General features: G+C 63.0%; 15 protein-coding genes. 9 read left to right on the forward strand and 6 right to left on the reverse strand.

Features of this window, described 5'->3' with window-relative positions; translation table 11 throughout:
- Together AC1DSC_RS18685 and AC1DSC_RS18690 are read right to left on the reverse strand one after the other, a co-directional pair.
- Nucleotides 1–287: SDR family NAD(P)-dependent oxidoreductase (locus AC1DSC_RS18685; RefSeq protein ID WP_478131911.1), on the reverse strand; the 287-nt coding region annotated here is incomplete at its 3' end.
- Complete coding sequence (locus tag AC1DSC_RS18690) at nucleotides 241–402, reverse strand: carboxylesterase family protein (RefSeq protein WP_478084644.1); 162 nt, start codon at nucleotides 400–402, stop codon at nucleotides 241–243. The genes AC1DSC_RS18690 and AC1DSC_RS18685, both read right to left, overlap by 47 nt.
- Nucleotides 403–590: 188 nt before the next feature.
- Here AC1DSC_RS18690 and AC1DSC_RS18695 point away from each other — a divergent pair, with 188 nt between their 5' ends.
- The 5 genes from AC1DSC_RS18695 (at nucleotide 591) to AC1DSC_RS18715 (ending at nucleotide 6,204) form a co-directional block, all read left to right on the forward strand.
- Complete coding sequence (locus AC1DSC_RS18695; RefSeq protein ID WP_478131847.1) at nucleotides 591–2,261, forward strand: PQQ-dependent dehydrogenase, methanol/ethanol family; 1,671 nt, start codon at nucleotides 591–593, stop codon at nucleotides 2,259–2,261.
- A gap of 8 nt (nucleotides 2,262–2,269) precedes the next feature.
- Nucleotides 2,270–2,617 (forward strand): c-type cytochrome, encoded by a 348-nt coding sequence (locus AC1DSC_RS18700; protein WP_478079745.1) that lies wholly within the window; start codon nucleotides 2,270–2,272, stop codon nucleotides 2,615–2,617.
- Between the two features lie 83 nt (nucleotides 2,618–2,700).
- On the forward strand, nucleotides 2,701–3,531 hold the full coding sequence (locus AC1DSC_RS18705; RefSeq protein WP_478131848.1) for a substrate-binding periplasmic protein: 831 nt from the start codon (nucleotides 2,701–2,703) through the stop codon (nucleotides 3,529–3,531).
- 65 nt (nucleotides 3,532–3,596) lie between these two features.
- Nucleotides 3,597–4,064 carry a (2Fe-2S)-binding protein gene (locus tag AC1DSC_RS18710; RefSeq protein ID WP_478079747.1) on the forward strand — a complete coding sequence of 156 codons (468 nt, stop codon included), beginning with the start codon at nucleotides 3,597–3,599 and terminating at the stop codon, nucleotides 4,062–4,064.
- A 1-nt stretch (nucleotide 4,065) separates the two neighbouring features.
- Nucleotides 4,066–6,204: a xanthine dehydrogenase family protein molybdopterin-binding subunit gene (locus AC1DSC_RS18715; RefSeq protein ID WP_478131849.1), complete on the forward strand. Its 2,139-nt coding sequence runs from the start codon at nucleotides 4,066–4,068 to the stop codon at nucleotides 6,202–6,204.
- On the opposite strand, the gene AC1DSC_RS18720 is transcribed toward AC1DSC_RS18715, so the two are convergent.
- Entirely contained in the window at nucleotides 6,191–6,445 is a 255-nt protein-coding gene (locus tag AC1DSC_RS18720; protein ID WP_478131850.1) for a hypothetical protein, read from the reverse strand. The genes AC1DSC_RS18715 and AC1DSC_RS18720 overlap by 14 nt on opposite strands.
- A 586-nt stretch (nucleotides 6,446–7,031) precedes the next feature.
- Between AC1DSC_RS18720 and AC1DSC_RS18725 the strand changes: the two genes are divergently transcribed.
- The 4 genes from AC1DSC_RS18725 (at nucleotide 7,032) to AC1DSC_RS18740 (ending at nucleotide 11,607) form a co-directional block, all read left to right on the forward strand.
- Nucleotides 7,032–8,006, forward strand: coding sequence for a Bug family tripartite tricarboxylate transporter substrate binding protein (locus tag AC1DSC_RS18725; RefSeq protein ID WP_478131851.1), 975 nt, complete (start codon nucleotides 7,032–7,034; stop codon nucleotides 8,004–8,006).
- A gap of 250 nt (nucleotides 8,007–8,256) precedes the next feature.
- Complete coding sequence (locus AC1DSC_RS18730; protein WP_478131852.1) at nucleotides 8,257–9,462, forward strand: CaiB/BaiF CoA transferase family protein; 1,206 nt, start codon at nucleotides 8,257–8,259, stop codon at nucleotides 9,460–9,462.
- A gap of 123 nt (nucleotides 9,463–9,585) precedes the next feature.
- Nucleotides 9,586–10,368 carry an enoyl-CoA hydratase/isomerase family protein gene (locus AC1DSC_RS18735; RefSeq protein WP_478131853.1) on the forward strand — a complete coding sequence of 261 codons (783 nt, stop codon included), beginning with the start codon at nucleotides 9,586–9,588 and terminating at the stop codon, nucleotides 10,366–10,368.
- A gap of 54 nt (nucleotides 10,369–10,422) precedes the next feature.
- Entirely contained in the window at nucleotides 10,423–11,607 is a 1,185-nt protein-coding gene (locus AC1DSC_RS18740) for an acetyl-CoA C-acyltransferase family protein (protein WP_478131854.1), read from the forward strand.
- 77 nt (nucleotides 11,608–11,684) lie between these two features.
- On the opposite strand, the gene AC1DSC_RS18745 is transcribed toward AC1DSC_RS18740, so the two are convergent.
- From AC1DSC_RS18745 to AC1DSC_RS18755, 3 genes are read right to left on the reverse strand one after another with little or no spacing between them, the layout of a single operon-like run.
- Nucleotides 11,685–12,458: an IclR family transcriptional regulator gene (locus tag AC1DSC_RS18745; RefSeq protein ID WP_478131855.1), complete on the reverse strand. Its 774-nt coding sequence runs from the start codon at nucleotides 12,456–12,458 to the stop codon at nucleotides 11,685–11,687.
- A gap of 11 nt (nucleotides 12,459–12,469) precedes the next feature.
- A complete protein-coding gene (locus AC1DSC_RS18750) occupies nucleotides 12,470–13,072 on the reverse strand; it encodes a hypothetical protein (protein ID WP_478131856.1) in 603 nt (200 codons plus the stop codon).
- On the reverse strand, nucleotides 13,069–13,893 hold the full coding sequence (locus AC1DSC_RS18755; protein WP_478131857.1) for an IclR family transcriptional regulator: 825 nt from the start codon (nucleotides 13,891–13,893) through the stop codon (nucleotides 13,069–13,071). The genes AC1DSC_RS18750 and AC1DSC_RS18755 overlap by 4 nt, the downstream gene beginning before the upstream one ends.
- Between the last annotated feature and the right edge of the window lie 38 nt (nucleotides 13,894–13,931).

Genomic DNA, 13,931 nt, shown 5'->3' on the forward strand with positions numbered 1-13,931 from the left:
TCCGTCCACTCTTCGATCGGCATCCAAACGGATACGCCAGCGTTGAGGAAGGCGATGTCGAGCTGACCATAGTGAGCCTGGACGGCTTGCGCCAACTCCTTCTGCGCAGCCACGTTGGCTGAATCGGCGCGCAGCACCAGAACTTCGCTACCCAACTCCGCCTGGGCCTTGGCGAGGGAATCCGGATTGACGCCGGTGACGATGACACGCGCGCCTTCGGCGAGGAACTGCTTGGCAGTTTCAAGGCCGGGTGTTCGCGCCGAGTTCGAAGCCGCCGCCGAAGATATAGACGATCACGGGAAGCGGTTCGTCGCCGGCGTCTTCGGGTGCCGAGACGTTCAGGTTCAGGCAGTCCTCACTGAGTCCGTTGTCGGCGACAAGTCTTGCATCGTGGCCCTTCAAATCCGATTGACGGATTCTTGCTCACGCAGCATACTAAGTAATATAGCTGTGTTGACGAACCATGTTGGCGAATGCAAATGATGCAGGGTGGATGCTCGCCTGCACCAATGGAACAGGGATTTGCTCGGCAGGGCAGCGGCACTGGAAGAGGTCTTTTCTCTCAAGACAACACCAACCCTGGAGGTAGCATGAACAGACATTTCCCGCGACTCGCTGCGCTGTGGGCACTCTCGCTTGCGACGCTGGCGATGGCGCAATCGTCCGCAGACCTGCTGGCTGACGGCAAGACCACCGACAACGTGCTCGTTCACGGCATGGGCTACTCGGCGCAGCGTCACAGCCCGCTGTCCCAGATCAATACGCGGAACGCGCGCAAGCTCGTGCCGGTGTGGACGCAGAGTCTGGGCAACAACCTCGGCCAGGAGGCAATGCCGATCGTGCACGACGGCGTGCTGTATGTGCCGACGCATGACGCGACGGTCGCGATCGACGCGCTGACGGGCAAGCAACTCTGGAAGACAGGACTGGACTTCGCGGCAGACGTTCCCAAGTTTGTCTGCTGCGGCCTGGTCAACCGTGGCGTGGCCATCTTCGAGGGCAAGATCTTTCGCGGCACGCTGGATGCCCACTTGCAAGCGCTGGACGCGAAGAGCGGCAAGCAGTTGTGGAAGACGAGGCTCGCCGACTACAAGGAAGGCTATTCGGTGACGAGCGCGCCGCTCGTCGTCAACGGCCTGCTGATCTCGGGCATGTCCGGTGCCGAGTACGGGACGCGCGGCTTCATTGTCGGCATCGACCCCAGCACGGGCAAGGAGGTGTGGCGCCGCCACACGACGGCCGCCCCCGACACGAAGGGCGGGGAAACCTGGCCTGGTGACACTTACCTGAAAGGCGGTGGCTCGACCTGGTTGACGGGCAGCTATGACGCCGAACAGGACCTGGTCTTCTGGGGCACCGGCAACGCCGGCCCGTGGAACGCAGCCGTGCGCATGGGAGACAACCTGTACACGGCCTCGGTGCTCGCGTTGCGTCCGAAGACTGGCGAGATCGTTTGGCATTACCAGTTCAATCCGAACGACGCCTTCGACTATGACAGCGTCAATGAGATGGTCCTGGCCAACCTTAAGGTGAACGGTGAGATCAGGAAAGTCATCCTGCACGCCAACCGTAACGGCTTCCTCTACGTGCTCGACCGCACCAACGGAAAGGTGCTGGCGGCCAACACATTCGTGCCCAGGGTCAACTGGGCCACGGGCATCGACCTGAAGAGCGGCCGCCCGATCGAAACCGAGGTGACCGCCAAGGCGCGCAATGGCGAGAAGACCGAGGTCTGGCCCGGCGCGCTGGGCGCGAAGAATTGGCCGCCGATGTCGTTCAGCCCGAAGACGGGCTGGGTCTACCTGAACGCCATCCATGCGGGTATGCCGTACAAGACCGTCACACCCGAATACAAGCAGGGCGAGTTGTTCCTGGCGATCGAATTCACTGGCTTCACCTACCCCGACGGTCCGCGTGGCTTTCTGAAGGCCATCGATCCCGTGACCGGCAAGGAGAAGTGGTCGATTCCGCGCGACATCCCGAGCTACTCCGGCGTGCTGACCACCGACGGCGGCCTGGTCTTCACGGGCACCATGACGGGCGAGTTCGAGGCACGCGATGCCAGCACCGGGAAGTTGCTCTGGTCTTACCGCACGGGCTCGGCCTCGATGGGCCAGCCAATCACGTGGACCCACAAGGGCAGGCAATACGTGACGGCGCTTTCGGGCATCGGAGGGCTGTATCCGCTCTTCTCCGGTGACGAGCGCCTGGCCAGCGTTCCGGCAGGTGGTGCCGTGTGGACATTCGGTGTGCAGCAATGAGGTGTTCGATGACGCTGTCTGCCACCGCGGCCGTGCTGGCGGTCATCGGCCTGTGGGCACAGGTCACACAAGCCAACGCCCAAGCCAACCCCGCGGCGCCACCGACACTCGATCTGGAGGCGGCCCACGCTGGCCGCAGCCTCTACACCAAGAACTGCTCGCACTGCCACGGCTTCAACATGGTGAACCCGGGCACGGTGTCGTTCGACCTTCGCAAGTTCCCGAAGGAGGACTCGGACCGGTTCTTTCACTCAGTGAAGGAGGGTAAGGGTGCGATGCCGCCTTGGAAGAACTCGTTGACGGAGGACCAGATCAAGTTGATCTGGGTCTACGTGCAGACGGGGGGCAAGCTTTGATGCGCGCTCTCTGTGCAGCGTGGCTGGGCGCGTTCGCCATGAACGCCAGTGGGGCGGCCGGGACGGAGCCCCTGCGACTGTGCATGGCCGAAGACAGCGAGCCCTATTCCGCCGTCGACAACGGGCAGGCGAGAGGGTTCGACGTGGCGATGATGCGGGCAGTGGCGGAGCGCATCGGCCGCGGCCTCGAACTGGTCTGGTTCGAGGGCCGCTACGACAAGGAAGGGAACCTTTCCCTGGATGCGCGCGCCCTGCTTGCTGCGGGCGCTTGTGACCTAGTCGCGGGAATTCCGCTCTACGAACCTCACCTCGCCACGATGATCGCGGAAAGGGCGCGGACGCCCGACTATCCTGGCGCCAAACCACTACGCCAGCGTCCCTACCAGGCCCTGGTTCCGGTGGTCGGCGGCGGCCCCTACCGTGCGACAGCGATGGTGCTGATCGGTCGAGGCGCTCCGTCGGTCAGTACGCTCGACGCGCTTCAAGGCCACACGGTGGCCGTTCGCGCCGGTTCCATGGCGTCGCTCGCTCTCGGTGCGTGGCGCGGCGGCATCCTGAGCTCCTCGATGAAGGGATTCAACGTTCGCGAGGACTTGCTGGCGGCAGTCGAGGCGGGCGATGCGGATCACGCGCTCGTCGATGTCGCACTGTGGGACCGCTACCGCAGCCTTCATCCCACGACCAGGCTGGCGCCGACCGGCTTCGAGCACCCGGTAAAGATCAATATCGGTGTGCTGGCGCGAAGTTCGGACGCCGAGTTGATGGGTGCGGTCAGTGCTGCCATCGCGCAAGAGGTCTCGTCGTTGCATGCCGCCCAGTTGGCCGAGCGGCAGCGGGCCACGTGGATTCGTCCGGTCGAACCGGTCGTGCGGTCGTCGCTGACGCTGCGCGACTTCGCCACGCCAGGCGGGTGACCCTCGTCCATGGCAACCCACTCGCTTTTTTAACAAAGCCTCGTCAGAGGCGCGGAGGAATGTCGATGATCACCTTGAACGTCAACGGCCGAGCGCGCAGTGTCGACGCCGAGCCGGACACCCCGCTGCTGTGGGTGCTGCGCGAGAACCTGCAGCTGACCGGCACGAAGTTCGGCTGCGGCTTGGCGCTGTGCGGTGCCTGCACCGTGCACCTGGACGGCCAGGCGGTGCGCGCATGCCAGACGCCGATCTCGGTGGTCGGCAACAAGAAGATTACGACGATCGAGGGCGTCGGTCAGACCTCCAGTGGGCGCGCGGTGCAGGCCGCGTGGCTGAAGCAGGATGTGCCGCAGTGTGGCTACTGCCAGTCCGGCCAGATCATGAGCGCGTGCGCGCTGCTGCAGTCCAACAAGGCGCCGGACGACGCCGAGATCGTCGGCGCGATGAGCGGCAACCTCTGCCGCTGCGGCACCTACAACCAGATCCGCGCGGCGATCAAGGATGCGTCGGCAGCGCTGACGAAGGGGGCTTGAGATGGACGTGCTGCAAACCTCCCGCCGCGGCTTCCTCAAGACCGGCTCGGCGCTGTCAATCGGCTTCGCTCTGCCGCTGGCCGCCGGGCGTGCACTCGCCGCGGCGCCGGGCGCAACCTTCGCGCCGAACGCCTGGGTGCGCATTACGCCGGACAACCGCGTCAAGGTCATCTGCGCCTCGGCCGAGATGGGTCAAGGCGTGCTCACCGCGATCCCGATGATGCTCGCCGAGGAACTCGACGCCGACTGGAAGCTCGTCAGTGTCGAGCGGGCACCGATCGACAAGGCCTACACCAACCCGGCCTTCGGCATACAGGCCACCGGCGGTTCGACAACCGTACGCGCCCACTGGGAGCCGCTGCGGCGGGCCGGCGCGGCGGCGCGCCAGATGCTCGTGGCCGCGGCCGCGGCGCAATGGAAGGTGCCGGTCGATGAATGCCGCACTGAAGCGAGCCACGTAATCCACCCGAGCGGCCAGAAGCTCAGCTATGGTGCACTCGTCGAGGCGGCGGCGAAGGTGCCGGTGCCCGAAAAGCCGGTCCTGAAGGACCCGAAGGACTTCCGCCTGCTCGGCAAGCCGATGCGCCGCCTTGACACGCCGGGCAAGGTGAACGGCAGCGCGAAGTTCGGCATCGACGCGCACGTGCCAGGCTTGCTCGTCGCGGTGATGGCACGTGCGCCGCAGCCGGGCGCGAAGCCGGCGCGCGTGGACGACAGCAAGGCCAAAGCCGTCAAGGGCGTGAAGAGCGTGCTCACGATCCCGACCGGCGTCGCGGTGCTCGCCACCGGCTACTGGGCCGCGAAGAAGGGCCGCGACGCGCTGCAGATCGACTGGGACTTGGGCTCAAGTGCGTCGTTGACGTCAGCGAAGGTGAGCGAAATCCTCGCCGAGGGCGCCGGGCGCGCCGATGCGATCACGCGCGAGGGCGGCAATCCGAAGGATGGCGCCGCGAACGCCGCGCTGAAGGTCGAAGCGCAGTACGAGGTGCCTTACCTCGCGCACGCCTGCATGGAGCCGATGAACGCCACCGCCTGGGTCAAGGGCGACGAGGTCGAGGTCTGGGCCGGCACGCAGAGCGAGGGTCCGGCGCAGGGCATCCTGTCGCAGGTCGCCCAGGTTACGCCGGCCAAGGTCAAGGTCAATACGCTGCTGCTGGGCGGCGGCTTCGGCCGGCGCTTCGCGCCTGACTTCCTGATCGATGCGGTGCTGCTGTCTAAGCTCTCCGGCGCACCGGTCAAGCTGATCTACTCACGCGAGGACGACATGGCCGCCGGATACTACCGCCCGGCGTCAGTGGCGAAGTTCGAAGGCGCGGTCGATGCCAACGGCCGCGTGACGATGCTCAAGTGCGGCGTCGGCTCGCCGTCGATCATGGCCGCGTCGGGCTTCATGAAGATTCCGGACAACGGCGTCGACAGCTTCGCGATGGAAGGCATCGCGGACCATCCGTACGACATCGACCACCAGCGCCTCACCTACGGCCGCAGGGAGCCCGGGCCGCAGGTCTGGTTCTGGCGCTCGGTCGGGCACTCGCAGAACATCTTCTTCATCGAGAGCTTCATCGATGAGGTCGCCGCCGCGGCGAAGAAGGACCCATTTGAGTTCCGCCGCGCGATGCTCACCCAGCAACCGCGCTACAGGGGCGTGCTCGAGCTCGCCGCCGAGAAGGCCGGCTGGGGCCAGCCGCTGCCGGCCGGCGTCTTCCGCGGCATCGCGGTGGCGCAGAGCTTCGGCAGCTACGTCGCCGAAGTCGCCGAGGTGTCGGTGGCAGCCGACGGAGCGCCGAAGGTGCACCGCGTCGTCGCCGCCGTGGACTGCGGAATGACGGTCAACCCGCAGACGATCGCCCGCCAGATCGAGAGCGCGATCGTCTACGGCCTGTCGGCCGCGTTGTATGGGAGGATCAGCTTCAAGGACGGCCGCGTCGAGCAGAGCAACTTCCACGACTACCCGGTGTTGCGCATGAACGAGACACCGAAGGTCGAGGTGCACATGGTTGCGAGCCGCGAGGCGCCCGGCGGCATCGGCGAGCCCGGCACGCCGCCGATCGCGCCGGCAGTGGCCAACGCGATCTTCGCGGCCACTGGCAAGCGGCTGCGCTTGCTACCGTTCGATCCTGCGCAAATCAAGAGCGCCTGAGGTAGGCGTTCTGCACCGGCTTGCCGGCCTGGATGACGCCGTTGATAGCGGCCCAGGTCTGCATCGTTCGACCGGCGAACTCGGGACGATTGTCGGTGCGGACCAGACGGCGCTCTGCCTTGACTTGGTCTGTCCGTTCGATGCCTGCGACGGTGAGCAGGACCTCGGTCGCATGGGCGGTGGGGTCGCAGGGTGGATTGCCGATGCCTGCGAGCTGGGTTCCGCGGTCACTGCGTTCCAAAGCCGGACGCGGTCGCCTGCAGCGAAGTCAAGGAGCGCGTCACGGACAAAGGTGTCCCGAACGGCTTGCTCCTCGCTATGTCGGGGCGTTGCTGTCCGACCCACCGTCCGCGCGCAATGCGCGGACGGCCGGAGCTCACAGCGCGAGCACCATCTCCTGGTGCGAGGTTGCACCTGAGGTTCGAAGTGACGCAGCCGCCGGCGGCAACGCCCACCTGCGGCCCTTTCGAGGGTGCGTCAGCAGGGGCACGGAGATGTACGGCATCGGTTGAACGATCAGAAGTTGTGGCTTTCGGGGATAGACAGGGCAGCCGACCAAGCCATGGCGTTCCATGAGCCGCTGCGCCAAGCCCAGGATGCTGATTCGTGGCAAGCCAAGCATCAGCGGCGCGCAGCTGGCGCGCCGTATATCGAGATTAAGGCGCCGGCTGCGAAGGCAGGCTGCAGCCGCGTGACCAGCTTCATCTGCGCCTAGCGCTAACAGGAGTGAATGTGGTCAGAGCAAGCGCGAACTTATCACAATGTGGACGACCAGGTTTGCTCATATGCCTTGCTCCGGAATAGTCTGAGGCTTGATGGAGACATTGATGATTGCCAGAAGAAAATTTCTATCGGTTGCTGGTGGCGTCTCGGCGTGGCATGTTCTGCCTTCATTTGCGCAAGACGATTATCCAAACCGACCGGTGCGTCTTGTTGTGGGATTTCCTGCCGGTGGGACCACTGACATGATCGGTCGACTCACAGCGAAGGAATTGTCTGCTCGCCTAGGACAATCTTTTGCTGTTGACAACCGTCCAGGAGCCACAAGCAACATCGGCACGGCATCGGTGGCACGCGCGGCTCCCGATGGATACACATTACTGTTGGCAACCGTATCAAATGCGACGAATGTCACCGCCTACCGAAGTCTTTCGTTTGATATCCAGAAAGACTTCGTTCCAATTTCCGGTATTGCAATTGTTCCGAATGTATTGGTCGTCTCATCGTCTTCGCCGTTCAAAACGTTTGACGATTATCTGAATTTCGCTCGAAAAAATCCTGGTAAGTTGACTTTTGCTTCCGCAAGTAGCGGCTCTTCCACTCACCTAGCGGGTGAGTTGTTTAAGACAATGGCAAAAGTCAACATGCTGCACGTGCCATACCCCGGAAGCGCGCCGGCCATAACAGACATCATGGGAGGGCAAGTAGATTCAATCTTCGACAATTTGCCGTCAGCTTTGCCGCATATTACGGGCGGGAAACTTAGGGCTTTGGCGGTGACGAGCCCAGCACGGGCACCGGCGCTTCCTGACACTCCAACAGTAGCTGAACTCGGATTTCCCGGATTCGAAGCCTATTCCTGGCAGGGTCTAATGGCGCCAAAAGGGACGCCCGTTGCGGTGGTTCAAAAACTGTCTTCAACAGTCTCCGAGATTTTGACCGATCCGAACGTAGCAGCCCAAATCGTAAGGCTTGGAGGCGCTTCCAATAGACTGAATGCTGAGGATTTTCGCAAGTTTGTGAAAACGGAAATCGATAAATGGGGTCCAATCATTAAAAAGTCCGGAACTATTATCGAGTGACCCCGGCGAGAGCTGGCTGACCTGCACTCGCTTTCTAGCGTCGAAACGGCTGATTATTTTGTGGAGTTGCGCGTGCAGAGATTTTTAAACTTTTTATCCCGACAAAAAGGCGACTGATGCGCAATTCAGGGTTGCTTTCATTTTTAGTGGGATCGGTCATGCACACGATGGCGCGATTAGTCTGTAAGAGTATGCGCCAACAAATTCGTCTGGATGACGTCCAGTATCACGGCACATTGCGGGTACGCTGATGAGCGATTTACCCTCGGCAATGTCGCCGCATCGTACGGGACTTCAAGATGGGAGCGAGCAGCGACCGCTTGAGGGGTTCCGAGTAGTCGAGCTTGCACAGATGATCGCTGGGCCGTCCGCAGCCCTGTTGCTTGCCGATTACGGGGCCGATGTCCTTAAGCTAGAGCCACCATCTGGCGACATGTGCCGAAAACTGCGTTCCGCGGCCGCGGTCTCGTTGGCCGAATCACCGGTCTTTGTCGGCTACAACCGCGGCAAGCGGATCGCACAGGTCGATATTCGAACCGAAGCTGGCCGCGAGCAGATTCTTCGGCTTGTTGAGGAGGCTGACGTTTTTATCGAGTCCGCGCGCCCAGGCGTCATGGAGCGTCTGGGTCTGGCGGCTGAGACACTGCTCGCCAGAAATCCCAGGCTCGTCTATGCATCCGTCTCCGGTTTCGGTCGCGGTGACATCGGATCCAAACTCGGCGGAGTCGACATGATCGTTCAAGCGGAAAGCGGCATGATGTCCACCACTGGATTTCCTGGGCAGCCCGCCACGAAGGTCGGCTTCACGGTGGTAGACGCGGCGTGCGGGCATGCTCTGTGTCATGGGATTCTGGCTGCACTGTTGCGTCGCGAGCGTACCGGCCGTGGGGAAGTGGTGCGCGTCAGCTTGTACGACGTGGCGCTGCACCTGCAGACCGGTCCGATCGTTGAGTACTTGATGACAGGCATCCAATCTGAACGAAGCGGCAACAGTGCGCCACTGTCCGCGCCGGCGGATTCATTCCGTTGCGCGGACGGAGAGGTCGTCGTCTCCGCCTATATCGATGCCCACTGGAAGAAATTCGTTGTCTTGATCGAAGCGCCGGAACTGCTTGACGATCCTCGTTTCTTGACGGGTGCGCTGAAGGTTGTCAATCGCGCGGCGATGACAGCCGCCATCGAGAACAAACTGGCTGCGCGAAGTGCCACAGAATGGGCCGCGCTCTTGCAGGCGCACGGCCTGCTCGCGGGGCTTGTGAAGGACTATGCCTCGGTGACGGTGGACAAGCTGACACAGGAAGTTGGCGCCATTCAAACTCTCGGCGACGGATTCGGAATCCGCAATCCAATCGTGCTGGAGAAGACGGTGGTGCCGAGCATGCGGGATCGGCAAGAGCTGTCCGGCACGGACGCTGTCGCCAGTTTTGAGACGACGGTGCGGCGCGACGCGGCATAAAAACATCAACGAAGGCCCGGCTATTCAATCGGGTGCCTGGTCGGAGGGTACTGCTGGCAGCGTACTCCGGCAGTACTGTGTTTTTCCAGGAGTACGGCGCCTTCTCAGAACCGAGAGCTCTTCATGACCACTGATCTTCCCCTGCTGCTCGAGCGCGACGGCGCTGTGGCCTCCATCTGCTTCAATCGGCCATCGGCCCTCAACGCCATCGATCCTCCCATGGCGCGCGCGTTTCTCTCCGTTGTGCGCGAATTGGCCGCTGACCCGAGCGTGCGCGCCGTGATCATGCGCGGCGCTGGGAGCGGCTTCATGGCTGGCGGCGACTTAGCCGTGCTCAGCGCCGACCCGCAGCGCGGCGCAGCGGAGCTGATCGATCCCCTGCACGAGGCCGTACGTGTGCTGGACGCCATGGACGCCCCGCTTGTCGCCCAGGTCCATGGCGTGGCGGCCGGCGCGGGACTGAGCCTGATGCTGCAGGCGGACTTCGTGCTGGCCGCCGCCGGCACGCGCTTCAACCTCGCATACGCGAACATTGGCGCCAGTTGCGACGTCGGCGCATCGTGGGCTCTGCCGCGCCGGGTAGGGCTGAGGCGCGCATTGGAGATTGCGCTGCTCAGCGAGACGTACGACGCCGACTCCGCTGAGCGCATGGGTCTGGTCAGTCGTGTGGTGCCGGCCGCGGAGTTGGGGGCGGAGGCGTTGGCGCTGGCGCACCGGTTGGCAAGCGGCCCAACCCTGGCATTGGGTCACCTGCGCAGGCTGATACGCAGCTCAAGCGACCGCGACCTGGCCGGCCAGCTCGACGCCGAGGCGGCCGCCTTTCGGGACTGCGCTGCCACCGACGACTTTCGTATTGGCGTTGACGCCTTCAGAAATCGGAAGACGCCGTCTTTCACGGGGCGCTGAGTGCTTCTTTCGGCGCTATTTCATTTGATCCTCCAACGCAGGAAACTCCAATCCATGACTCCCCGTGACATCTTCGTCGTCGGCACCGCCCGCACCGCCATCGGCACCTTCGGGGGCGCACTGAAGGACGTGCCCAACACGCAACTGGCCACCACCGCCGTCAAGGCCGTCATCGAGCGCAGCGGCGTTGCGGCCGATGCCATCGGGCATGTGGTGATGGGCAACGTGATTCCCACCGACGTGAAGGACGCGTACCTGAGCCGCGTGGCCGCCATCGATGCGGGCTGCCCCATCGAGACGCCGGCCTTCAACGTCAACCGCCTCTGCGGCTCCGGCTTGCAGGCCATCGTGTCGGCGGCGCAGGCCATTGCGCTCGGCGACTGCGACATCGCCATCGGCGGCGGCTCGGAATCGATGAGCCGCGGCCCGTACTTCGACACCTCGGCGCGCTACGGTGCGCGCATGGGCGACGCGGTGCTGGTCGACTACATGCTGGGCATCCTGCACGACCCATGGGAGAAGATCCACATGGGTATCACGGCCGAGAACGTGGCAGCGCGCTACGGCATCACGCGCGAGCAGATGGACGAGCTGGCCGTTACCAGCCAGCAGCGCGCGGCGGCGGCCATTGCCGCGGGCCGCTTCAAGGAGCAGATCGTTCCGGTCGAAGTGAAGACACGCAAGGGCATCGTGCTGTTCGACACCGACGAGCACGTGCGCGCCGACACCACGGTCGACACGCTCGCGAAGATGAAGCCCGCGTTCAAGAAGGACGGCCTCGTCACCGCCGGCAACGCCTCGGGCATCAACGACGGCGCTGCCGCCGTGGTGCTGGCCGAAGGCGGGCGCGTGAAGGCGCTGGGGCTCAAGCCGCTGGCGCGCCTGGTCGGCTATGCGCACGCGGGTGTCGAGCCCGCGTACATGGGCATCGGCCCGGTGCCGGCCACGCGCAAGGTGCTGGAGCGCACCGGCCTGAAGGTCGGCGATTTCGACGTGATCGAGTCGAACGAAGCCTTTGCGGCGCAGGCCTGCGCGGTCATCAAGGAGCTGGGCTTCGATCCGGCCAAGGTCAATCCGAACGGCTCGGGCATTTCGCTCGGCCACCCGGTGGGTGCGACCGGCGCAATCATCACGACGAAGGCGATTGCCGAGCTGCATCGCACCGGTGGCCGCTATGCGCTGGTCACGATGTGCATCGGCGGCGGGCAGGGCATCGCCGCGATCTTCGAGCGCGTCTGAGCCTCTTCGTGGTCGGCACTTGTTGGATTCCACCGACCTCTGACCCAACCTAAAAAGATGTGGGGGCCACGGACCACTTACGAATTGGTTCTGCCAATGCGACGCGAGATTTCGGACGCGCAATGAAGGAGCGGGCGTGCGACTGACCCGTCCCACGCGCCGTCGAAAGTCGCCGACGGACCCGTGACCAAAATGCCGAGAACAATGTTGCCCGCCGCGTCAAAGACCGGTCCGCAAAGTGCGTCAACCCCCGGTATCGGATGCCCCTGAGCGCGCGACAGACCATGCCTTCGAATTTCCGCCAGTTGAGCGTCGAACTTTTGGGCATCGAAGGTCTGGTCTTCCGAGTTGCTCTGCGGTGCTCCCTCAGTTCGGATGAGCCGCTCGATCACCTTGGGCGGCATGTACGCTGAGAAGAGGCGCCCTGTTGCCGTGTTCGTCAACGACATCACGGTTCCTGCCCGCATGTTGACGTGCAGGGGTTGAATAGGCTCCTCAAGGCGGACGATGGTCGGGCCAAGGTTTCCCCAAACCGCGACAGCGACGCTTTGCCCGGTTCGCACCGCCAGTTCTTTAACGACCTTGGAGGCCTCCCTCACGGGTCCGATTTGCCTGAGTTTCGTTAGCCCAAGCTGCAGCGCAAGGGGGCCCAACTCGTATTGGCCCGCCGGGGTCTGCATCACAAACCCGACTTTCATGAAGCTCACCATGTAGGGATGTGACTTGCCCACAGTCATAGTTGCGGCCGCCGCCAAATCTTTCAGGGCCATCGGCCTGACATGGCGTGCCAACTCGAGAAGTAGTGCACTTCCGATTTCTACCGACTGTATGCCGCGCCTACTTTTTTCCATGTTCTCGTTGGTTACCCCCACAGGTTCCGCTTGATGATAGCCACCGAAAGATGGAGCGCTTCTGTGGTGTTCCTTAATTGCCAAAGGCCAAGGACCCCAGATAGGGGAATGCGATAGTCAAACGGATTTGATATTGTGAGATCCTGCGAAATAGTCAAATTGGTATTTTCATATGCCGTCAATTGATGCCAATCAGGGGGCATAGCGTCGGAAGAAGGAGCTGCCGTGCGATGTGAAGGAAGAGCTTGTGCATGGACCTCGCTTGCGGGATCCGTTGTGGTCGCGCTGTGTGCTTGTGGGGGCGGAGGTGCCGGGTCGAGTTTCACGCCCATCGACATCACCGCTGCTGCGCCAGCCGCCCCAGCGCTAGAAGGTACGAAGATGGCAGCGTCTACAACGGCGGCAGAAGCGCCACCCGAAGACCAAGACTCGGCCACCACGGCAGACAAGTTTGCAAACAGCGACGCCGCCTCGCTGACAGACGAAAAGAAAAGCACAGGCGGACCTAAGGCGATGGCAACCGGCCAGACAACGGCCGAAGTGCTGTCGACCGCGACGCTGGCGGCGGCGCCCAGCGCAAAAAACCCTGAAAAGTAGGGTCCGCGGCGGGTCACGTCGCCAGCGTGGCCTCGTCGCGCCCGAGGCGTCGCGTTATTTCCTGCGCACACTGGCGCAGTGGCTGGGCAATCTTGCCGTCCCATTCGCTATCAAAGGTTGCTGAGGGTCCCATCACGAGGATGCCCAGGACCAGGTGGCCTTCATAGTCGAACACTGGCGCGCAAATCGCATCGATGCCCGGGATAGGGTGACTGCGCGCTCGCGACAGCCCATGCTTGCGTATTTCGGCAAGTGCATCTTCGAGTGCCTCGCTAGGAAGCTTATTGCCTAGGTCGGTTCCATAACTCTCACGTGCAAGCTCGAGACCAGCGAGCCGTTCGATGACCATTGGTGGCATATAAGCCGCGAAGAGCCTTCCCGTCGCCGTGTTGTAGAGCGACATAACGGTGCCTGTTCGCAAGTTGACGTGAAGCGGCTGTATCGGCTCTTCAAGCCGAACCACAGTCGGCCCAAGGTTGCCCCACACGGCGACCGCAACGCTTTGTCCTGTTTCCTCCGCCAACGCCTCTATCAACTTGGACGCTTCCTTAACCGGGTCCAAGCGCTGTAGTCGAGTGAGCCCTAGTTGCAACGCGAGCGGGCCAAGTTCGTAGAGCCCTGCGTCGTTCTGCGACACAAAGCCAACTTTGAGGAAGCTCACCATGTATGGATGCGCTTTGCCCGTCGTCATCCCTGCAGCCTTTGCAAGGTCCCTGAGCGCCGCCGGCCGCGCGACACGGGCGAGCTGGAGAAGGAGCTCACTGCCGATTTCGACGGATTGGATACCTCGACGGTTTTTTTCCGTCGCAGGTTGGCTTGGGAATTCGAAGGTTGCCATGAGGGAGTGCTTGGTCTTGTAGGCTGAGCGAGTTATTG

It is taken from the genome of Variovorax sp. 01N425 (genome assembly GCF_056399465.1).